The 21,970-nt window shown below is 69.1% G+C and carries 15 protein-coding genes; 7 read left to right on the top strand and 8 right to left on the bottom strand.

The annotated features are described in order from the left end of the window. Positions 1 to 275 precede the first annotated feature (275 nt). On the top strand, positions 276 to 1,547 hold the full coding sequence (locus PLE19_08795) for a hypothetical protein (protein ID HPD15035.1): 1,272 nt from the start codon (positions 276 to 278) through the stop codon (positions 1,545 to 1,547). Between the two features lie 125 nt (positions 1,548 to 1,672). Here the strand turns inward: PLE19_08795 and pheT are convergent, their stop codons facing one another. Together pheT and nusB are read right to left on the bottom strand one after the other, a co-directional pair. Continuing rightward, positions 1,673 to 3,691: a phenylalanine--tRNA ligase subunit beta gene (gene pheT / locus PLE19_08800; GenBank protein ID HPD15036.1), complete on the bottom strand. Its 2,019-nt coding sequence runs from the start codon at positions 3,689 to 3,691 to the stop codon at positions 1,673 to 1,675. Continuing rightward, positions 3,688 to 4,131 (bottom strand): transcription antitermination factor NusB, encoded by a 444-nt coding sequence (nusB, locus tag PLE19_08805; GenBank protein HPD15037.1) that lies wholly within the window; start codon positions 4,129 to 4,131, stop codon positions 3,688 to 3,690. The genes pheT and nusB overlap by 4 nt, the downstream gene beginning before the upstream one ends. A 601-nt stretch (positions 4,132 to 4,732) precedes the next feature. Here nusB and hslV point away from each other — a divergent pair. Further along, positions 4,733 to 5,278, top strand: a complete 546-nt coding sequence (gene hslV, locus PLE19_08810; GenBank protein HPD15038.1) for an ATP-dependent protease subunit HslV — start codon at positions 4,733 to 4,735, stop codon at positions 5,276 to 5,278. Further along, entirely contained in the window at positions 5,275 to 6,639 is a 1,365-nt protein-coding gene (gene hslU / locus PLE19_08815) for an ATP-dependent protease ATPase subunit HslU (protein ID HPD15039.1), read from the top strand. Before hslV ends, hslU begins: the two co-directional genes overlap by 4 nt. Before the next feature lie 8 nt (positions 6,640 to 6,647). On the opposite strand, the gene PLE19_08820 is transcribed toward hslU, so the two are convergent. The 4 genes from PLE19_08820 to PLE19_08835 form a co-directional block, all read right to left on the bottom strand. Further along, positions 6,648 to 8,054 (bottom strand): tetratricopeptide repeat protein, encoded by a 1,407-nt coding sequence (locus PLE19_08820; GenBank protein ID HPD15040.1) that lies wholly within the window; start codon positions 8,052 to 8,054, stop codon positions 6,648 to 6,650. Between the two features lie 107 nt (positions 8,055 to 8,161). Next, positions 8,162 to 9,370 (bottom strand): pitrilysin family protein, encoded by a 1,209-nt coding sequence (locus tag PLE19_08825; GenBank protein HPD15041.1) that lies wholly within the window; start codon positions 9,368 to 9,370, stop codon positions 8,162 to 8,164. A gap of 91 nt (positions 9,371 to 9,461) precedes the next feature. Beyond that, entirely contained in the window at positions 9,462 to 10,757 is a 1,296-nt protein-coding gene (locus tag PLE19_08830) for a pitrilysin family protein (protein HPD15042.1), read from the bottom strand. A gap of 9 nt (positions 10,758 to 10,766) precedes the next feature. Continuing rightward, a complete protein-coding gene (locus tag PLE19_08835; protein ID HPD15043.1) occupies positions 10,767 to 11,801 on the bottom strand; it encodes a HEAT repeat domain-containing protein in 1,035 nt (344 codons plus the stop codon). A gap of 314 nt (positions 11,802 to 12,115) precedes the next feature. On the opposite strand from PLE19_08835, the gene PLE19_08840 reads away from it, so the two are divergent. Together PLE19_08840 and PLE19_08845 are read left to right on the top strand one after the other, a co-directional pair. After that, the gene (locus tag PLE19_08840) at positions 12,116 to 12,706 is read left to right on the top strand and encodes a hypothetical protein (GenBank protein ID HPD15044.1); all 591 of its coding nucleotides are present in this window, start codon (positions 12,116 to 12,118) and stop codon (positions 12,704 to 12,706) included. 150 nt (positions 12,707 to 12,856) lie between these two features. Continuing rightward, on the top strand, positions 12,857 to 13,873 hold the full coding sequence (locus tag PLE19_08845) for a hypothetical protein (GenBank protein ID HPD15045.1): 1,017 nt from the start codon (positions 12,857 to 12,859) through the stop codon (positions 13,871 to 13,873). Position 13,874: 1 nt separating this feature from the next. On the opposite strand, the gene PLE19_08850 is transcribed toward PLE19_08845, so the two are convergent. Both PLE19_08850 and PLE19_08855 read right to left on the bottom strand, forming a co-directional pair. Next, positions 13,875 to 15,047, bottom strand: coding sequence for an MFS transporter (locus PLE19_08850; protein ID HPD15046.1), 1,173 nt, complete (start codon positions 15,045 to 15,047; stop codon positions 13,875 to 13,877). Positions 15,048 to 15,206: 159 nt separating this feature from the next. Then, positions 15,207 to 18,650, bottom strand: coding sequence for a hypothetical protein (locus PLE19_08855; GenBank protein HPD15047.1), 3,444 nt, complete (start codon positions 18,648 to 18,650; stop codon positions 15,207 to 15,209). Positions 18,651 to 18,755: 105 nt separating this feature from the next. Between PLE19_08855 and PLE19_08860 the strand changes: the two genes are divergently transcribed. Next, a complete protein-coding gene (locus PLE19_08860) occupies positions 18,756 to 20,807 on the top strand; it encodes a hypothetical protein (GenBank protein ID HPD15048.1) in 2,052 nt (683 codons plus the stop codon). After that, complete coding sequence (locus tag PLE19_08865; GenBank protein ID HPD15049.1) at positions 20,804 to 21,970, top strand: HRDC domain-containing protein; 1,167 nt, start codon at positions 20,804 to 20,806, stop codon at positions 21,968 to 21,970. Before PLE19_08860 ends, PLE19_08865 begins: the two co-directional genes overlap by 4 nt.

A 21,970-nucleotide genomic window follows, 5' to 3' on the forward strand; every position in this document is an offset into this window, starting at 1 on the left:
CGCGGAGCGGCCAGGGGACCCGTCCCCACGCAGAGCGTAGGGACGAGAAGAAGGGGCAGAGCGTGGGGACGAGAAAAAGGGCCAGAGCGTGGGGACGAGGGAATAGGCCCCCAGCGCTCGCCCTCCCTGCTACCCTCCCGAAGGTGTTGGAACCTTGGGGAGGGACACGGCTCCGCTCTTTCAGGGCTACCGCGGGGTTTGACTGCGCACGGGGCATCGCCCTATAATTCCGGTGAGCCAATGCCTCTTGCGGGAACGGCATCGGAGAGATTGCCATGTCGCGCGCGACGCCGACGATGGAGATGTTTCTGGTGGGCGCACACCTTCAGCTCGTGGAGGGCTGCGACAACGTCAGCTACAGCTCGGAACTGCCGAACCCGAAGGAGTTCTGGATTGATGTTGTGGGCCGCAACGAGGCCGGGCAGAGCGTCTTCTATGTGGACTTTCCGGACAAGTTCGACTGGTATCCGCTGGAGATGCGGCCCGACACGCTGGTGAGGAAGCTGGTCACCCGCTACATCGAGATCACGCGCGAAGGGCGCGACCTGGACTATGAGGCCGACCGCATCCACTGCCAGGTGTGGATGCCTCGGTGGCCGGCGCCGCGCGTGGCGGCGGCCCTGCCCAAGGCGGTCGAGCGCCTCGCGAAGCAGCACGGCATCCGCCTGGAGGTGCTCCAGCCCGCCGAGGTCGCCGCGCGCATCCCGCCGGTGGTCGAGCGGGCCCAGAAGGCCAGCTTCGACTTCGACAACCTCTTCATTCGCGCCCTGCTGCTCGCCCAGGGCCGGCTGGACTATCAGGCGGGCGCTCCCATGGGCCAGGAGCAGATCGAGGCGATGTATCGCTTCCCGCGCGCCTTGCGCTCGGCCGCCGATCTGCCCGCCTTCGTCTACCAGTTCCTCAGCAGCCCCGAGATCGTCAACTGGATGGGCTTCTATGCCCCCACGTTCGACGACCTGGCGGCCTGGCTGGCCGACAACGAGCACAGCGACGAGCTCGACGACCTCCAGCGTGCTCTGGAGAGTTCGGGCGTGCCGGACGAGGCGCCGGAGGACTATGATCCCGAGGAGCCGGCCTACCTGCCGCGCCGCTACTCCGCGCACGAGCTGGCCGAGCTCACCCGCCTGTTCCTCACGCACATTGACGCCATGCGTGCCGAGGCGGCGAGCCAGCGCTGGTACGGCCCCCTCCAGATCGAGTGCGACTTCATGCTGCCGTTCCTCTGGCGCGCCTGCGAGCAGATTGACCCGAGCCAGATCGAGCGCGAGATCCTGCGCTACGGGGGCAACCGCGATCAGATGCAGGCGCACTTCGCCGACCGGTACCCCGAGAAGCGCCCCTACCGGGCCATCCTGCGCATCGAGTGCTACGAGCCCGGCGGGCGCCGCGCCCCGTCGTACCCCAGCGGCAAGTCCATGGAGGTCTACGTGGCCGACCCCGTGCTCACCGAGGGGGTCCACGTGGCCGTGACCATCAACTATGTGGACGACTTCACGGGCTACTTCGTGCTGATGATGCGCCGGCTGGCGGCGGGCCTGGGCTCGTGAGGCCCCGTCGGGGTACCGGCCGGGCCAGGGTCTGCGCGGAAATCCACGCGGGACTGCGTCGCCGCGCGTCGCATCCAGCCCGCTGACGCCGGCAACGCAGCCCACGGGGATTCTTGGACAGGCTCCTAGCCCCGGAGCGTGGCGCCCACCCGGGCCGCCAGGGCCGCAATGACCTGCTCCTGGCTGGCGTTGACTTCGTCGTTGGTGAGGGTGCGGTCGGGGGCGCGATAGGTGAGGCGGAAGAACACGCTCTTGCGGCCGCTCTCGACCTGCTTGCCGCGGTAGACTTCGCCGAAGCGGATCTCTTCGAGGTGCTGGGCGCCCGCGCTCTCCACGGCGCGCACGATGTCGCGCCAGGCAGTCGCCTCGCTCACCACGATGGCCAGGTCGCGCTCGACCGCGGGGAACCGCGGCAGGCTGCGATATTTCGGCTCCAGCACGGCGGAGGGCGTGAGGAAGTCGAGGTCCAGCTCGGCCACACAGGGGGCCTGGCGCAACTCGAAGGCCGCCGCGGCCGCCGCGGAGAGTTCGCCCACGTAGCCCGCCACGCCGGCCCCCGCCCGCCAGAGCCCTGCCGCGCCTGGAGCCAGGAATTCGTGGGCCGCCGGTTCCAGCGAGGCGTTGCCCAGGAGCCCGAGACGCTCGAGCACGGCCTCCGCGGCCCCCTTGACGGCCCGGAAGTCCTCGTGCGCCACCACGGCCAAGCAGCGCCGCTCCTCGGGCAGCAACTGCCCGTCGGGGCGCGGCAGGTACACACGATTGACCTCGAACAGGCGCACGGCGCCCACCCCGCGGTCCTGGTTGACCCGCACCACCTGGAGGAGTGAGGGGAGGAGGCTCCGACGCAGCGCGGCCTCATCGCTGCGCAAGGGGTTGCGGACGCACAGCGGCTCCCCAGCGGTCCAGGGCGAGAACCTGCGCGCGTGCTTCTCGGGCAGGAAACTCGTCGTCACGGCCTCGCTGTAGCCGAGTCGCACCAGCGTCTCGCGCGCGGCGGCGGCCACCCGGTCGGGCTTGGCAATCGGCACGTCGCACACCAGCAGGCTCGGGGCGTCGGGCACACGATCATAGCCGTAGCAGCGGGCGACCTCCTCGATGACGTCAATCTCCTGCGCCACGTCGGGGCGGAAGCTGGGCACCGTGACGGCCACGGCCTCGTCGCCCTGCGCCAGTGCGCCGAAGCCGATCCCCTCGAGGAGCCGGACGGCTTCGGAGGCGGCCACCTGGACGCCGAGCACGCGGGCGACGCGGGGGATGCGCAGCCGCACGGTGCGCGGCTCCTCCCGCGTGAAGTTGACGTCAATGACGCCGGCGGCGACGCGGGCCGCGGCGTGCTGCTGCATGAGCGCCGCGGCGCGCCGCGAGGCCCATTCCACGGTCGGCGTGTCCACGCCCCGCTCGAACCGGTAGGACGAGTCGCTCGCCTTGCCCGTTCCGCGCGCGGTGCGGCGGATGTTGACGGGGTTGAACTTCGCGCTCTCGAGGAGCACGGTGGTGGTGGCCTCGCCGATCTCGGTCTGGAGCCCGCCCATGACGCCCGCCAGAGCGACGGGACGCTCGGCGTCGGCGATCACCAGGTGCTCGGGGGCCAGGCGCACCTCGGTGCCGTCAATGAGCTTGATGGTTTCGCCGGCGACGGCCTGGCGAATGCACACGGAGCCGCCGCGCAGGCGGGCCAGGTCGAAGGCGTGCTGCGGCTGGCCGCATTCCATCAGCACGTAGTTCGTGATGTCCACCACATTGTTCACGGGCCGGAGGCCGATGGCCTCGAGGCGGCGGCGCATTTCGGGCGGCGCCGGCGCCATGCGCACGCCGGTGAGCACGCGGGCCGTATAGCGGGAACAGAGCTCCGGGGCCTGCACTTCCACACGGGCCAGACGGGCGACCTCGCGCTCTTCCTCGGTGAACTCGACGGCCGGGATGCGGAGGTGCGAACCCGTGAGGGCGGCGATCTCGCGCGCGACGCCGATGTGCGAGAGCAGGTCGGGCCGGTTGGCGGTGATCTCCAGCTCCAGGCAGAAGTCGGCGCCGACCTGGGTCACGCTCTCCACGGCCACGCCGCGCAGGTTCAGCCGCCTCGCCAGCTCGTCGGGCGCGAGGTCGAAGTCGCAGTAGTCGTGAAGCCATTCATAGCTGACCTTCATGGGCCGTCCTGCTCTCCTGCCTCTCGGGCTCGCTCGCTGTGGATGCGGTCGAGGATGCCGTTGACGAAGGCCCCGCTGTCGGCCGTGCTGAAGCGTTTCGCCAGATCGATCGCCTCGTTGATGGCCACCTTGGGGGGCACGTCGCTGCCGAACAGGAGCTCGTAGGCCGCCAGCCGCAGGATGTTGCGGTCCACGGTCGCCATGCGGGCCAGGTCCCAGTTCTCCGCGATGGCGCGGATCCGCTGGTCCAGCTCGGCGCGGTGAGCCCAGCAGCCGGTCACCAGATCGCGCGCGAACTGCCGCACCGCGGGATCGGGGTCGGCCTCCGCCAGCAGGTGGTGGAGCACCGTATCCAGCTCGCCGAGGATCTCCTCGCCCCGCAGGTCCAGTTGGTAAAGAACCTGGATGGCCGCTTCTCGGGCCAGTGTGCGTTTCCGCAACGTCAATCCCCTTGCGGGCCGCTCGCCGCTGCACTCGGAACCGCCGTATTCTACTGGCCAGCCGCCGACCCTGTCAAGCCGCAGTGCCCGCTGCTGAGACGCCTCCGGCTTGGGGCTTCGGCTTGTGCTGAGCCCCAACGGGTGGGGAACGTGACAGGCCCGAGCGCGGTTCCGGCGGCCGAGGAAGGTCCGCACACGGGACGAGTGCGGCTGCGGGTGTGCGGCTGCGGGTGTGACTCTCGGTGTCCGCACAGTCCGTGGTCGGCTCTGTTCTCCGAGTTGATCGGGGGGGCGTGACCTGCCTGATAGGCCGGCGAGGCGGGCGATCTCGAGCATGTTGTGGTGCAGCACGAAGGCAACCACAACCTGTAGTGCCCACGAGACCGCCCCCAGAAACCGGGAAGTCTGGGAGAGTCTGGGAGACTTAGGCTATATGGTGGTGCGGTCGGACGCGCCCACAACCTGTAGTGTGCCTTGCCGTGGTGTTGCGGGGAGGGCCGGGGGACTCACGGGGCGCCGTCGGTGGGTGGTTGCCGGCGCGTGGCATTGCCCGTATAATCCAGGGAGCCATTGCAGACCCGTCGGCCCAAGGAGATTCGGGATGCGACACGAGGACCGGCACTCGACGACGATTCTGTCTGTGCGGCACAAGGGGGTGGTGGCCATCGGCGGCGACGGCCAGGTGACCATCGGCAACACGGTGGTGAAGCACAACGCGCGCAAGATCCGCAAGTTGTACAATGACAGGGTGCTCGTGGGCTTCGCGGGCTCGACCGCGGATGCGTTCGCTCTGCTGGAGCGGTTCGAGGCGAAGCTGAAGGACTTTCAGGGCAACGTGCCCAAGGCCGCGACGGAGCTGGCCAAGGAGTGGCGCACCGACCGCGTGCTGCGGCGGCTCGAGTCGCTGTTGGCGGTGGTGGACAAGGACCACTCGCTGCTGCTCTCGGGCAGCGGCGACGTGCTGGTGCCCGACGACGGGGTGATTGGCATCGGCTCGGGCGGGGCCATGGCCACGGCGGCGGCCCGGGCGCTCGTGCGGCACAGCACGCTCGACGCGCCGAAGATCGTCGAGGAGGCGCTTCGCATCGCCGCCGGCCTGTGCGTCTACACCAACGACCAGATCTACGTGGAAACGGTGACCCCATGAAGCATCTCACGCCCCGCGTGATCGTGGCGGAACTCGACAAGTACATCGTCGGCCAGGACGCGGCGAAGAAGGCCGTGGCCATCGCCATCCGCAACCGCTGGCGCCGCCAGCAGCTCCCGCCCGAACTGCGCGACGAGGTGACGCCGAAGAACATCATCATGATCGGCCCCACCGGCGTGGGCAAGACCGAGATCGCCCGCCGCCTGGCAACCCTGGTGAGCGCGCCCTTCATCAAAGTGGAGGCATCGAAGTACACCGAGGTGGGCTATGTGGGGCGCGACGTCGAGTCCATGGTCCGCGACCTCACCGACATCGCGATCAACCAGGTGAACGCCGAGGAACGCCAGGTGGTGGAGGAGAAGGCCCGCGGCCTGGCCGAGGAGCGGTTGCTCGACCTCCTGTTGCCCGAGCGGCCCACGCACAGCGGCCCGCCGCCGGGCCTCGACGCCGACGTGAGGACCGAGACCGAGCAGCAGTACGAGCGCGCCCGCGAGCGCTTCCGCGGCCTTCTGCGCAAGGGCAAGCTCGAGGATCGACAGGTCGAGATCACGCTCGAGGAGCGCTCCATGCCTTCGATCGAGATTTTCTCGAGCGCGGGCGTGGAGCAGATGGGCCTCGACTTCCAGAATCTCTTCGAGCGCATGATGCCCACACGCCACGTCACGCGCCAGATGACCGTGGCCCAGGCCCGCGAGGCCCTGGTGCAGCAGGAAGCCGAGAAGCTCATTGACCGCGAGAAGGTGCGTACCATCGCGCTCGAGCGGGTGCAGAACGCGGGCATCATCTTCATTGACGAGCTCGACAAGGTCGCCGCCACAGGCTCGAAGGGCGCCGGCCCCGATGTCTCGCGCGAGGGCGTGCAGCGCGATCTGCTGCCCATCGTCGAGGGCTCCACCGTGGTGACCCGCCACGGCATGGTCCGCACCGACCACATCCTCTTCATCGCGGCCGGGGCCTTTCACATCGCGAAGCCGTCGGATCTCATTCCCGAGCTTCAGGGCCGGTTCCCGATCCGGGTGGAGTTGGAGAGCCTGGGCGAGAAGGAGTTCGTGCGCATCCTCACCGAGCCCGAGAATGCGTTGACCAAGCAGTACGCCGCGCTGCTCCGGACCGAGGGAGTCGAACTGGAGTTCACCCCCGGAGCGGTCGAGGAGATCGCGGCCATCGCGGCCGCGATCAACCAGCGCATGCAGAACATCGGCGCGCGCCGCCTCCACACCGTGCTCGAGAAGCTGCTCGAGGACATCTCGTTCGACGCGCCCGATCTCGCCGAGCGGCGCGTGGTGCTGGACGGCAAGGCGGTGCGCGAGAAGCTCAAGGCCATCGTGGCCGACGAGGACGTGAGCCGGTACATCCTCTGAGCGTGCCGTCAGCGGCTGTCCCGCCGCTTCCCGCGCGCGAGCCGAACGGCGTGCGGGGCGAGGAGCAGGGCCGCTGGCAACAGCCGTGCCGCCACATCGGCCGCGGCCAACGGGCCGAAGGGGTTCTCGATGCCCAGGCAGCCGCACCCCGTGCGGCGGGAGGCTTCGGCCGCCGAGCGGGCCGACTGAAGGCCCTGCCGTGCAGCGAGCATGGCGGGCCTGAGTTCGGCGGCGCGCTGGAGGGCCGCGGCGGCTTCGTCGGCGCGCTTCTCCGCCAGGTAGATCCGGCCCAGGTACAGATGCGCATTGGCGTGGCCCGGCTCGCGCGCGATCACGCGCTGGAGCACGCCGATGGCCGCCTCCTTCTGCCCCTGGCCGTACAGGGCGAGGGCCAGGTTCGACAGCGTCTCGGCGTCGTCGGGCTTCGCGGTGAGCGCGCGCAGGAAGGTCGCCTCGGCCTCCTCGTAGTCGCGAGGCACGAGCTGGATCAGGCCGATGAGGTTCAGAGCGGCGACGTGGTCAGGCTCGACCTCGAGCAGGCGCTCGGCCGTGCGGCGCGCGGCGCGGAGATCGTAGCTCTCGAAGTAGAAGTCGGCCAGGGTCATCAACGCGTCGGCCTGGCACGGGTCGGCCTCCACCGCGCGCTCCAGCTCGTTCACCGCCTCGACGATGTTGCCCACACGGTCCAGGAGCCGGGCCAGGGCGACGTGGGGCGTGGCGCTCTTGGGTTCGAGGGCAATGGCCGTTCGGAGGGCCTCCTCCGCCTCCTTCCAGCGCTTCTCCTGCTTGAGCACAAGGCCGCGGTTGGTGTGCGGCGCGGCGTAGCCGGGGGCCAGCGCGATGGCGCGGTCGAACGCGGCCAGCGCGCGCGCCGGCTGGCCGGCTCGCGCCAGCGCGGCGCCGAGGTGATTGTGCAGCAGGGCGGACGACGGGTCGCTCTCGAGCCCGGCTTCGTAGAGGCGGATCTGGTCCTCCGGCGCGCGCGCCGCGTCGCCCTGCCATAGGGCCTCCGCGGCCGCTTCGGTGGACGGGGTCGGCTCCAACAGCTTCCCGCGCTCTTCGGCGGAGATGCTCAGCCCCATGGCGCCGGCCACGGCCAACGCCAGCAGCCCCGGAAGCTCATTCAGCGCGCCCCGGGCGGTCAGCGCCTGCCGCGCAGCGGAGGCGGTCTCGGTGAGTTCGATGCCCGCCTCTCCCCTCCCCCGCACGTCGAGCACCGCCACGAATCCGCATTGCAGGCGCGCGCCCGCCGCGGCGACCTTCGCCGGCGATGCGTCGGCGCTGGCGGGCACAAGACGCTGCGCCGCCGCAGCATTGGCCGGCCACACGGGGCCAAGCCGGGCCAGGTGCACCAGCGTGGCGCGGGCAAGGCCAACCGCCGTCCAGTCGGCGGCGTCCCGCGCGACCACCGCCACGCGGACCCGCGTCGCCTCGGGCGCGCCAGCCCAAGCGGCGGAGAAGGCGAGCAGCGCGATCGGCCACCGTGCAGTGATAGCAGCGCCTCCTCGGCGTCGCCTGCGGCTCACGGGCCGGGCGGGCCCGCAATGGCCAGGGAATAGCGTTCAGCCGTCAAATGGGCCTGCGCGGCGCGCTGCACCGCCTCGCGCGTCACGGCGCGCACCAGGTTCGGATAGCGCTCGATGTAGTCCTCGCCCAGGCCGAACAGCTCCACGTCGTTCAGGGTCGAGGCCAGCCCATCGTTCGTCTCGAGGTGGAGCGGCAGCACGCCGACCAGATAGTTCTGGCAGTCGGCCAGCTCTTCCTCCGCGACGGGCTCATCCTGGAGGCGGCGGATCTCGTCCAGGATGCTCGTCACGGCGCGTTCGACGTTGGCCGGATTGACGCCGGCGCTGACCGACCAGAGGTCCTCGCCCAAGCCTTCCGCCATGCGTGCGAAGGCGTAGTAGGCCAGGCCCTGGCGATCGCGCACGTTGTCGCCGAGGCGCCCCATGAGGCCCAGGCCGCCCACGATCTCGGTCGCCTGGTCCAGCGCGTAGAAGTCGGGGTGGCGCCGCGGGATGCCCTTGAAGCCCAGCGCGATGTCGGCCTGGCTCTTGTCGGCGAGGGCAAAGACGGCTCGCTGGGCCTCCGGCGGATGGTGGGCCGCCAGGCCGGGCGTGGGCAAGGGCTCGCCGGGGGCCGACCAGTCGCCAAGCATCTCGGACACCCTGTCGAGCGCCGCAGAAGCCTCCAGGTCGCCCACCAGGCTCACGATCAGGGCGTCGGGACGAAACAGGAGCCGGTGGCACGCCGCCAGGTCCTCTCGCGTCATGGCCTCCACCGTCGCGCGATACCCGTGGGCAGGATGGCGCAGGGGGTGACCCTCCGGGTACACGAGGTGCGCCAGCTCGCGGGCAGCGACCATGCGCGTGCTCTGGTCGAACTCGCGCAGCCTGGTGAGAATCTCGCCGCGGGCGCGCTGAAGCTCCTCGGGCGGGAAGCTCGGCCGACGCAGCAGATCCGCCACCAGTTCCGCCACCGCGGGCCAGTGCCGGCCGAGACACTTGGCGTGGAACGACACGACATAGTCGCCCGCTCCCATCGAGAGCGAGGCCCCGAGCGAATCGAGCTGATCGTAGATCTGATCGTACGACCGGCTGACGGTGCCCCGCTGGGCCACGGCGGCCGTGAGGCTCGCCAGGCCCTCGCGGCCGGCCGGGTCGAGCACGGCGCCGCCCACCAGCATGCCCGTGAGCACCACCGTCTCGCTCGAGTGATTCTCGAGGGCCAGGAGGCGCGCGCCATTGGACAGGCACCGGCGGGCCGGCGCGACCGGGATTCGGGGAGTTGGGGGACGCCGCTTGCCGATGGCGGGTTCCTCCTCAGGAACGCGTCGGGATGAAGAGGCCGACGGTGCGGTTCGGCTCGGTGAGGTACCTGGCCGCCACGCGCTGCACGTCGGCCGCGGTCACAGCGTCCACGCGCGCCAGCAAGGTCTCGAGGCGGCGGTAGCCCTCGGTGGCCTCGGCCGAGCCCACCATGCCGCCGATGCCGGTCACGCTGTCCCAGGCATAGGCGAACGCGGCGTGAATCTGCGTGCGGGCCTTGGCCATTTCCTGCTCCGTGGGCGGGTCCGCTTGCAGGCGGGCGATCTCGGCCAGCAGCGCCGCCTCGACGCGCTCGGGCTCCACCCCCTCGCGCACGGTGGCCCCCGCGTGGAACAGGTGGGGGTCCAGGCTGGCCTGGCAATGGGCGTAGGCGCTGGAGGCCAGCTCGCGACGGACCAGCGCCATGTGGAGGCGCGACGTGCGCCCGCCCACACCGCCTCGCATCCCCATGCCGCTCGCGCCGCTGAGCACAGTGCTCGCCAGCATCAGCGGATAGACGTCGTCGTCGGTGACAGGCGGCACGTGCCAGGCGACCTGGATCAGGGCCGCCCCGCCGGCCTGGCGGAGCGTGACCCGCCGCTCGGCGCGCTGCTCCGGCTCGCGGGCCGCCACCGCCGGCGGCTCCGGGCCGCGCGCGATCCCGCCGTACAGTTCCCGCACGCGATCCAGCAAGCGCTCCCGGGCAAAGTCCCCCGCGATCACCAGGAAGGCATTGTTGGGGGCGTAGAACGTCCTGTAGTGGCCGAAGAGGTCCTCGCGGGTCATCGTGCGCAGGTCTTCCTTGCAGCCGAGGACGCTCCAGCGGTACGGGTGCTCGCGGAAGGCGGTGGCCGACAGTTCCTCGTCGAGCAGGTAGCCGGGATGGTTTTCGGCCCCTTCGCGCTCGGAGAGGATCACGGTGCGCTCGCTCTCCACCTCGGCGGGGTCGAAGAGGGCGTGGGCCATTCGGTCGGCCTCGATGCGAAGGCCCAGGTCGTGCGCCTCGGCGGGCAGCGTCTCGAAGTACGCCGTGAAGTCGTAATGGGTGAAGCCGTTGTTCGTGCCCCCGTGCCTGGCGACCTGCTTGAAGATCTCGCCCTTGCCGAACTCGCGGCCCCCCTTGAAGAGCATGTGCTCGACCCAGTGCGAGGCGCCGGTGATGCCCCGCCGCTCGTTGCGCGAGCCCACGCGATACCAGGCCCACACGCTCACCACGGGCGCCGTGTGGCGCTCCACGGTGAGCACCTTCAGGCCATTGTCCAGCACTGCTTCGCCGATGCCAAGATCGAGCCGTCCTTCGGAGGGCTTCATCGCGCGGCATTACTCCTTGGGGGCGGCCTTGGCGTCGGGACCCTTCTCCCGGGTCCCTCGGGGGATGAACTTGCGCAGGTCGGGCTGCCATTCGAGGTTGGCGCGGTTCTGGTGGTACCACTCGCGCCACTTCTGGATGGCGGCCTCGCGCATGGGCAGCGGCTGCTTGGCATCATAGCCGAAGTACTGCTTGAACGCCTTGACGAGCAGCTTGTGGGCCGCCTCGCGCACCTTCTCGTCCTCGCTCTGCATCCCCTCGATGAACAGCTCGAACGACTCGACCGGCGGCGTGGGGATCACGGTGATGCACCGGAGCGCGCACTCGCGCACCGCGGGGTCCTTGTCCTTGCGGAACGTCTCCCGCAGGAACTCGAACTGCCCGCTATCCATCAGCGACACGGCGGTGAAGAGTGCGTCGTAGCGCACGCGCGGGTCTTCCGAGGCGAGGAGCTGGCGCACGAGGGGCAGGTAGGCCTTGCCCTTGTCGCCCAGTTCGCGGAGGTGGCCGAGGGCGTAGCTGCGGAGGCCCGAGGAGCCGCCGGCGAGAATCTCGCGGAGCTTCTTGTCCAGGTCGGGATAGCCGTCCTCGACCATCAGTTGCAGCGCCCAGCGCCCCACCTCGGGGTCATTGTCGGCCAGGGCCTTCTCCACCGCGGGCCAGATGTCCTTCTTCGCCTTCGTTCGGTAGTGCCGCAGGTAGTAGACGGCCGTGCTGCGCACGAAGGCGTTGGGGTCGCTCTCCATCAGTTGGAGCACCGGGGCATACCCGTCCTCCGGCGCGAGGTTGCACACGGCGGCCACGGCCCACCACCGGGCCTGAGGGCGCGGGTCCTTCAGCGCCTCGAGCAGGGCGGGCACGGCGGGCGCCCCGATCTGGATGAGCTGCTCGCACGCCCCCTTGCTGCCGTACTCGCTCTCGCCCAGTTCCTTGCACAGCTTGGCGATGCGGGCCGCCTGCTCGCCGCCAGCCGGAGGCGGCTCCCCCGCGGAAGCCAGCCCGCACAGAGCGGCCGCCGCCAGCACAATGCCCGCCCATCGCTTCATGGCGAACGCTCCAACAAAGGGCGATACCCGATGCTCCCATTATAACAACGCCCGCACGCGCTGCAACGGGCGGTGGGCGAATCCCCACACGGCCTGTGGCGAAACCCCGCGCGCCGGCCAACTCAGGGCAGCGCGACGGCTGCGCGGCATCCTGCCATCGCCAGCGCGCAAGCCGTTCCCAGATCACCACATGCGAAGCCGGCCGGAACACCCCTGCCCGGCTCGTGGTGCGGCGACGAGGCTGGCATGGCGTTTGCTCTCCACACCATCGGTCGTGTGAACCGAGGGGCGAGGCTAGCGAAAGGAGGCGTGGAATGAAGACGAGCAGGGGTCTGCGGATTGTGTGGGCGGGGCTGCTGGCCGTGGCGGTGTGCCAGGCAGCCTGGAGCCAGGAAGAGGGCGCCGGCCCGAGGCCCAAAGGCCAGTTCCGCCAGGGCGGCGAAGGCCGGCCCGGCCTCGGCCCGTTGGGCGGGCCGCGCGAGATGATGCCGGGGATGGAAATCCCGGCCGTCCGCGAGGAGATGCAGCGGCACGCCGAGGCGATGCGCGCCCTCCTCGCCGGCCAGCGCGACATGGCGCAGCAGATCAACACCGAGGTCAAGGCGCTCCGCGACAAGGGAGCCGATCAGGCGGCCATGGACGAGGCGCTCAAGAAGTTCGCGCCCCAGGCCGAACCCGTCGCCGCCAAGCTCGCCGACGAGTTGGCCCTCCACCATGAGAACCTCGCGAAGATCTTCAAGGAGAACCGCGAGGAGACGGTCAAGCAACTCGCCCTGGGCATCCTGCACCGCATGGCCAACCGCGAGCCCGGCCAGCGTCCCGGCGGACCCGGCGCCGACCGCCCGTTCCCCAAGGGCAAGGGCGGCCCGCCCAGGAACAAGCAGGAACCACCTGAGAACTTCTGAACCCTCTGCCGCCTCTCCCACCCGAGGCCCCTGCACCCTCGTGCGGGGGCCTCGCTCATGTTGCGTTCCCGCCCCGATTCCGCTATGCTCCGTTGAGGATTTGCGGCCGGAGTAGCAGGTGCAGCCAGGTCCTCGTCAGGAGACACAGCCGTGGCCAGTCCCCGCAGATGCGGCCGGTGGGTGTTCCTCGCCGTCTTCGTGGCTCCGCTGGCCGCCGCGGCAGCGGGACGCGACGCGCCCCGCAAGCGCCCGCCCATGCCCGAGATCACCAAGCCCGTGCTCTTCAACACGCCGGAGGCCGATCGCATCCTCCAGTCGCTCCAGGTCTTCCCGCCCGACAACCCGTGGAACGAGGACATCTCGCAGCGCCCCGTGCACCCGAACTCGGCCAAGATCATCGCCTCGTGCAACGCCGAGCGCTGGGTGTGGTTCAACCTCGACATGGGCTTCGTGCTCGTGCCGCCGAACCAGCCGAAGGTTCCCGTCAAGATCACCGCATACCCCGGCGAATCAGACAAGGGGCCGTTCCCCATCCCCGACAACGCGCCCGTCGAGGGCTGGCCCATCTCCGGCGGCGACCTCGACAAGCTCCAGCGTGAGGGCCAGGGCGACCGCCACGTGCTCGTGGTGGACCCCGTGAACGCCATGCTCTACGAGTTCTACTGCGCCTACAAGAAGGACACCGGCTGGGAGGCCATGCAAGCGTCCGTCTTCGACCTCAAGTCGAACAAGACGCGCCCGGCCGGCTGGACCTCCTCCGACGCGGCCGGGCTGCCCGTGTTCCCCGCCGCCATCCGCTTCGAGGAGTGCGAGCGCGGCCTGGTTGAGCACGCCATGCGCGTGACCTTCCGCCGCACCCGACGCGAGTACGTCTGGCCCGCCACCCACTTCGCCAGCCGCCACACCAACCCCGACTTCCCCCGCATGGGCGAGCGGCTGCGCCTGCGCAAGGACTTCGATACCTCCGGCTTCTCCAAGCACCCCAAGGCCATCCTCGAGGGACTCAAGAAGTACGGGATGTTCTGCGCCGACAACGGCATGGACTGGCTGATCTCGATCACCCCCGACAGTCGGCTCAAGAACCTCGAGGAGTTGAAGCGGGTGAAGGGCAAGGACTTCGAGGTGATCGTGCCGACCGGGCCGAACGAGGGGCCGAGGGCGAAGTAGCTCAGGCGGCGCGGCGGCTCATCCAGGCGAGCAGAGCCAGCAGCAGCAAGGCAGGGATCGTGCCCGTCGCCATGCCCCAGGACATCGAGGTCGCCCCCGCCACCGCGCCCACGAGCCACGGCATCAGAATGCCGCCGCCGTTCCCGAAGGCGGCCAGAAGGGCGAACATCGAGGCCCCGCCGTGGGGAAAGCGGTCCGCCGCCACCGCCAGCATGCTCGGCCACAGGCAACTGATCGCCAGCCCCATCGCCATGCACGCCGCGAGGGCCGCCGGCCGCCACGGGGCGAACGACGCGACGAGGTAGAGGCAGGCCGCGAGCGAGCAAGCCCCCATCATCAGCGGCAACGCCCTCACCCGATGCCCCACCACGCCCCCCAGGATGCGCCCGGCTGCCATGACCACGCAGAACACCATCAGCGCCTTGCCACTCGCCTCCCTGCTGTAGCCCAGCCCCTTCTCGGCATAGGCGGGCAGCCACTGCGCCATCGCCAGCTCCGTACACCCCACCAGGAAGATCGCGGCCAAGGCAACCAGGAAGAACCGCTCCCGGCACAGCCTTCGCAGGCGCATCCTGTCGTGCCCCTCGGCCACAAGCCTCGGCACCCGCATCCCCGCGAAGCCCGCAGCCACCAGCACGCACAGCGGGATCAACGCCAGCGAGATCGTCCGCCACTCCGCCCCCCGCCCCAGGGCCTCCGACACGCCGAGCGCCGTGGCCACGGCGCCAATCGAGTAGAACGAGTGCAGCCAGTTCATTGCCGACGTGCGGCCCTCGGGCTGAAGCGCGGCCACGATGGGGCTGAGCACCATGTCCAGCACCCCCGCCCCCAACCCCATCACAAAGGCGGCCCCGAGCACGGCGGCGTAGCTTCGCGCGCAGCCCAGCACGGCCAGCCCCCCGCCCACGAACAGGCTGCCCGCGATGGCAAACGGTCTGGCTCCCAACCGGTCGGCCAGCGGCCCCGTGAGCACGATGCCGACCACCAGCCCAACGAAGATGGCCGAGCCAATCCGCCCCAGTTGCTCCTCCGTCAGCCCTGTCGGCCCCCCCAACGCGGCGCTCAGCGTCGTCAGCAGCAGCGGCGGCAGATTCACCGCCACCGCCAGGCACACCATGCCCGCGTAGTTCACGGTGAGAGCGTAGGCGAGAGGCTGTCTTGAACTACTGGTCACGCGGTTCTCCAGAGGGGCTTGTGCCACCGGACGATTGGATGGGTGGATGAGTGGATGATTACCTGACATCCATCCACCCATCCATTCATCCATCCATCCTCGCCAACACGCGCGCAAGGCGCCCACGAGTCACGACCCTGCTGTCTCACGCTCACTCGCTCACTTCCCCGACAGCCTCAGCCGCTGAGTCGTGCCTGGGGGAACCACGACCTCGATGTCCACCACGAACTTGCCTGGGATGGCCTTGGCGCTCCACACCCTCGCCTTGATCGTCTCATCGGTCGGGTTGTGCACCTCGATCCCCGCCTCCGTCGCCGTCCAGAGCGTCCAGGCGAGCACAAGGTTCCAGTTGGATGAGATCAAGGTGTTCCCCACATAGAAGGCTGTGTCCTTCCCATTCGGAAGGGCCGCATGGCCGTACTGCACGTGAACACCGACGTGGGCAAGGAACGGAGGGCCGGAGGTCGTGCCCGGTAGGGGCGCCTGCTTGACAAGGCCGCTCCAGAAGGAGTAGGCCAACCCCTCGGGAGTCCAGAGGGCTGCCGGCCATCGCTCACTGAGGCCGCTGATGAGAAGCGGGAGGAACTTCATCTCGCCCCCCGCCTTCAGGGTTCCTGCGACCCCGCGCTTGTCGGCCGCGAGATTCACGTAACCCAGAACGCTCTCTACCTTGCCCTGGGAAAGCTGAAGCGACCACGGCGTCGGGCCTTCGGCGCCAAGCGAGGACCGCCAACTCCACGGGATGTACATGTAACTCACAGGCGGCCAGGGGTGCTTCCTAACTTCCTTGTCCGGCTCGGCGCGCCAGCCTATCTCCCCTTTGCCAGATACGGTCAGCGGGTCAAGAAGGAGAATGTCCCCGAGCGATGCGCCGGCAGGAAGGTCGAGAAGGGTCTCAGGCTTGCCATCGAGCTTTCCTTCTACCGCCTGGCCGTCCTTCACAAAGCGGTACGGAGTGCCCGGTGGCACGCTGTTGATGATGGGGAAGATCGGCCGTGTCGGAGAAACGGCGACCCGCGAGGAGAGTCCCGCGTCAACGCGGGTCAGGAAAGCCATCGGCCCGGGGTTCATGCCTGCTGGGCTGCCGATGCCAGTGACAATGTCGTGCCACTTGGTGACGCCAGCTTGGGCAGTGAAGGTGCGGCTCGGCTCCGTGTTCTCAATTCGCCATGCATCCATGCCATAGGTGATGGGCCTGACATAGCGGCGCTCGACAGCGTAGTGAGTGATGTTTGCTGCGTTGCTCGCAAACCAGAGCCCCATCATGCTGGCAAGGGGGTTCTTGCCGCCGAACTCTTCGGTTTCGGTGGGGGTGGGGAAGTGGGGGCGGATGTACCAGATGCTGTGAATGCCGCTGGGCCAGATGCCGGTGTAGGAGCCGGCGGCTCCGAACCAGTTCTGACGGTCGGCGCAGCGGGTGAAGTAGCCGCGAGGGACGGTGCGCAGGTGAGGCGAGATGGCGCGGCGGCCCTTGCTGTCAGTGACCTCGAGCATGAAGTAGTGCTGGTGGCCGTGGTCGCCATCAACGACTTCCGAGAAGCTGGGCTTGTTGGGGAGCCAGCGACGGGCGATTTGCCCGAGGTCGGTTTGCCCGCGGTCACAGAGCACGGCCTCCTTGATCGTGGCATCGGGCGAGGAGGCGCCGACGATGGCGCGCCAGTGGTCGCGGTTGCAGGCGGGGCTGCCGATGTCCTTGTTGAAGATGGCGAACTTGTCTATGATCGGCCCCTCGGTGATGAAGTAGCGCTGCGGGTTCTCGAAGAAGTGGGCCATGCCGTAGCGGAAGTAGCGGATGGCGTCGAGGACGTCCTGGGAAGGGACGATCTGTTGGAAGCCCGTGGCCGCGGCCTTCGCCACCTGCCTGGGGTCGGTCAGCTCGTGGACGACGATGGGCACGGGGTTGCTGGCGTTGAAGAGCTGCCACTGGTAGGCGGCGAAGGCGTCGTCGGCCAGGCCGTAGCCGCCTTTGCCGTCGGCGGCGTAGGTGTAGACGCTCACGCCCTGGAAGTGGCGGCACAGCTCAGTCGGCAGCCCCTTGTTGTTGCCAAGGCGATGGACGACTGCGATGTGCCCCGAGAAGCCGAGCGAGAGGCGCGAGGTCTGCTGAAGCCCCTTGCCGTCGGGCGTCAGGATGCCCTTCGGCGGGAAGTTGGTGTTGCCCAGGATGAGGTAGCGGTTGCCGTAGTCGTCCGCGATGTCCATCCCCTGGAGGCAGGCGAAGTCCTTCGTGCTGTTCCGCTCGCAGTCGGCGATGATCTTCGGCCAGTCCTCGGCCCGCAGCTTCTCGAAGCGTTCGGCGAAGACGATGGCGCGATAGCCCGCCGCTTTGGCCGCCCTGGCCCATTGGGCGATTGAGCCGCGGCCCTCCGAGTAGCGCGTTCGCGGGCCGACGAGCAGCTTGTTCATCTCCTGCGGCTTCGTCACCAGCGGGTCGGGGATTTCGTCGTAGAAGGGCTGGCCGCGCCAGTAGACGATGTTGGGCGCATGGTGCGCCCAGGTCGGCGGCAGCTCGACCCTTTTCCAATCCACGACGGCGAAGTCGGGGATCGGCTCGTCGGGCAGGCTGCGGGGCTTGAGCTTGGTCTGCCACGGCTCGGGCTTGCCGCCGAGGCCGGCCTTGGTGCTGGCCTCCGCGGCCCAGCGGAGCAGGTTGTCGAAGAGGATGCCCCAGTCGCTCGGCGTTTTCCCGTCGCCGCGCTCGAAGGCGATGCCGTTGAGCGGGCCGGTGGAGTTCTCGCCGACCTCTGTGCGCTTCTCGTCGAAGGCGTAGCTGAGCAGGTAGTAGGCGCCGAGGCCGACGACGGCGACGCGGCCTTTTCCCGCCTCGCGGACGGCGGCGAGGACGGGCGCCCGCCCCGAATCGCCGTCAACCCACTGATAGGCGTCGCCGAGGCGCACGCACCTGCTCGTCTTCTCGCCCCAGGCGAGGGGTTTCCACGCGCGGTCCTTCGGCAGGAGCGGGTTGGTCGAATAGGCATCGTCCCATCGCATGCACACGCCGGGATAGGCGAGGGCGCGGACGCCCTCAGTGGCAGGGTGTCTGGCGATGCTGCGGGTCCAGGAGTAGACGAACGGCGCGTTGTAGACCTTGGGGCCGGGGATGGCATTGGCGTCGTCGCGGACGGTCTCCCAGCCGACCTCCATTCCCCAAGGGGCGAGAGCGGCGTTGAGGGTGGCGGCCACCTGGCTCCCCGCCTCGGCCATGAGCGGCACGACGACGAGGCCCCCGCCCTCCCCCACGTATTGCTGAAGGAGCTTCACGTTCGCGGCCGTGTTCAGCAGCACCACGCCGCCCGGGGCGTAGTAGGAGCCGCCATTGAAGTCCGACAGGCCCGCCAGGACGACGACGCTGAACTGCCGCAGGTAATCAAGCGTCAACGGCTCGGTGTCGGCGACGACGCGGTGGAGGTAGCCGCGTTCGTCGAGCTTCTTTGCCACGGCGGGGTCGAGGGGGAGTTGCCCCGCGCCGCCCGGCCCCATCACGAACAGCACACTGATTGGCCCACCCCCTTTGCCGCCCATCCTCGGCTCCGGCAGGCCCCCGGCCTGCACGATCACGGCTGAGAGCGCGAGGGAGACCGCGGAAAGCCATCGTGCGCTCATGAGAAGTCCTCCTCTGGCCATTGCCACTTGACGCGCCGGGACGCGCCCAGTAATGTACTTGCCTGAGGCTTTCGCTTCAACCAGCGGATTCGGAGCAAGCGGGACATGCGTAGGCTGGTCAAGGTGGGCGACTGCACAGTGGAGGTGCTCACACAAGGAACGGCATTCGCCGGATTGGGCAAGGTCCGCATCGGCACCACCCTCGTTCGCTCGGGGCGACTGCCGCTCCGGCCCTGCTCCCAGACGTTCACAGGCCTGGAACTTGGCGGGCTGGAACTCCTCGGCATCGAGGAGCGAAAGAGCAGCGTCCGCATCAGGACGAAGGCCATCTTCCGCCCGCTGCCCGTCAAGCTCCTGCGCGACCACAGCTTCGACCCGATCCACGAGACCGGCGATTGGGACAAGCCGGCCGCGGCCGGCACGGGCCGGCTCGACATCGTGCTGAGGCCGGCGTCGGATTCCTTCGGAGGCGTGGCCTTCGACGGATTCTCCTACCACTACGAGTACGAGAGCAGGGACGTCCCGCTCTTCTACCTCATGGACCTGGCGAGCTGGGAACTGGATGGCGACATTCAGGGGGCCACCGCGATCTCGCAATCGTCCTGCTCCGCGCCCACAGCCACCTTCGCCGACGACACGAAGTGGACGACGGAGGGCGTGATCCATTGGGAAGACGCCGCCTCGATCGCCAACCCCGTGATGACCCACAACCTGCCGCGCTGGGCCTCGCACCAGGCGTTCGACTTCCAGTGCAAGGGCGGAAAGACGCTGCTCGGCGTCTTCGAGCGGGTCGAGCTGATCCGCAGCGTCTTGCGGCGCGAGCCGGGCAAGCCCGAACTCAAGTGCTTCGACAAACACATCTTCGACCAGGCCTTCGCCGTCAGCACCTCGGCCAAGAGCATCCTTCTCAACATCGAGCCCAAGAGCGACACCGATCAGAAGAACGTGTGGACGTGGGTGTTCGATGCGGTGGCGGACAGGGCCCGAGCGGAGTTCGGTCTCGCCGAGGAGCCGCTCGTGCCGCGCCTGTGCCAGAACTACTGGCACAACTTCACCATAGATACGTATCGCCGCGACCTGTTGCCCGCCGCGATCAACCTGGGCTTCAAGGCCCTGTTCGTGGACAACCTGAACAAGTCGGCCATGACCGAGCGCTGCCCGCATCCCGACTTCCACTGGAACATGTGCTGCGGCCACGAATACGAAGTGGCGCCCCGCCTCGGCGGACCGGCCGCCCTCCAGCGCTTCGTCGCCGACTGCCGCGAGCACGGCATCCGCGTGAACGCCTGGACGAACAACGACCAGGCCCTCTCCAGCCCCGTGAACGCCGCCGAGCGCGACGACAAGGGCTGGTTCGTCCGAATGGAGGACACACGCCTGAAGTACGGCGGCGCCTACGGCGCCGTCTTCAGCATCCTGGACATGGGCGTCGAACCCGCCCGCCGCTACTGGATTGACTGCCTGAAGAAGATCAAGGCCGAGACGGGGCTGGACGGCTATCTCTACGACAGCTTCTACAACCTGGGCTTCATGCCCGTGAACTACCGCACAGGCAAGCCGAGCACCCAGTGGCGAGGGCTGCTCGCGGCGTTCAAGGAGCTTCAGGACGCGGGCATCCATTTCCTCATCGAGAGCTTCGGCCCCTTCGGCAGCCCGCAGCACGGTTGCCCCGCCGCCTACGCCGAGCCGCAGAACCTCTTCGCCTGCTACAAGGTCACGGGCGGCTTCGGCTACACCACGATTCCAACCACCGACCTGATCCAGATCGAGCAGTCGGTGGGCACCCTCTACCGCTTCTTCGCCCACATGGCCTCGCCCAGCTTCGGGCTGTTCCAGAACGGCGTGCGGATTGACCGCATCTGGACCGAGCGGCACAAGCGTGTGCTGGCCGACTACAACGAGAACTATCCCCACATGCACAAGCGATTCCTTCAGGAAGACGGCTTGGGCGTCCTCTGGCACGACGCAGCGGGCAAGCGGGCCACGCTGTGGAACTTCGCCGCCCGCGACGCTGCCCTCCCCGGCCGCGTCCGCGACCTCACGGCGGGCGCCGACCTGCCGGCCTCAGCCAGGTATCCCATTGAACCATTGCACACGTACGCGATCACCGGCGCCGCCAAGCTGCCGATGAGGCTAGCCACAGGGACTCCACCTTGAGCCACTGCTCCGCCGCGGCTTTTCATTACGTGGACACACCGCCGGACCTCGCCGCGCTGGCGCGCCGCCTGTCGCACGCTCGGCTCGTCGCCCTCGACACCGAGGCCGACAGCCTGCACAACTACTACGAGAAGGTATGCCTGATCCAACTGGCCGTCGAGGGCCGCCACATCCTGGTAGACCCTCTGGCGGGGCTGGACCTGACGGAGTTCCTGGCGGTCCTGGCCGAGCGGCCGCTGTTGTTCCACGGCGCCGACTACGACCTGCGGATGCTGCGCACCTCGCTGGGCTTCCGCCCGCGGAGTGAGGTCCACGACACGCTGATCGCCGCGCAACTGGTCGGAATCCAGGAGTTCGGCCTGGCCGCTCTGGTCGAGCGCTTCTGCGGAGTCACGCTGACCAAGACGAAGCGGAAGACCGACTGGTCGCGCCGCCCGCTCGCCCCCGATGAGCTGGCCTATGCGGTAGACGATGTGCGCTACCTTCGAGCCACAGCCGAACACCTGTTTTCCGAGTTGCGCCGCCTCGGACGCTACGGTTGGTACCGCGAGTCGTGCGAGCGCCTCGTCGAGGCCACCGCGCAGGACCGCGAGCGCGACCCCGAGAACGCCTGGCGCATCAAGGGCCTGCGCGACCTGGACCGCCGCCAGCTCGCCTTCGTGCGCGAGTTGTGGCACTGGCGTGAGGCCGAGGCCCAGCGCGCCGATCGCCCGCCCTTCATGGTGCTGGGCAATGCGCAGCTCATCGCCCTCGCCGTCTGGGCTGCCGCGCACAACGCGGCCCCCTTGGCCCACGGCCCCAAGCTGCCGCGCAACTGCAAGGGAAGCCGCCTCCGCGCGCTCGAACACGCCGTCCGCCGGGCGCGGGCCACCCCGAAGGACGACTGGCCCCCCCGCCACGTGCGCGGCCGCCAGAGGCCCGGCCCCTGCGCCGACCCCCGCGACGTGGAGGCCTTGATGGCAGCGTGCGCCCGCAAGGCCGCTGACCTCGGCTTGACGCCATCCGTTCTCGCGTCGCGGGTCGGCCTGGAGGCCGTCGCGGCCCACCGTCCCGCCACGGTGCCAGAAGCGCTTGCCCGCACGCCGCTGATGCGCTGGCAGGCCGAGTTGCTGTGGCCCGAGATTCGAGAGACCCTCTCCAAGTGTCCGCAGAGAAAGGATTAG

The organism is Planctomycetota bacterium (genome assembly GCA_035384565.1).
GTDB lineage: Bacteria > Planctomycetota > PUPC01 > DSUN01 > DSUN01 > DAOOIT01.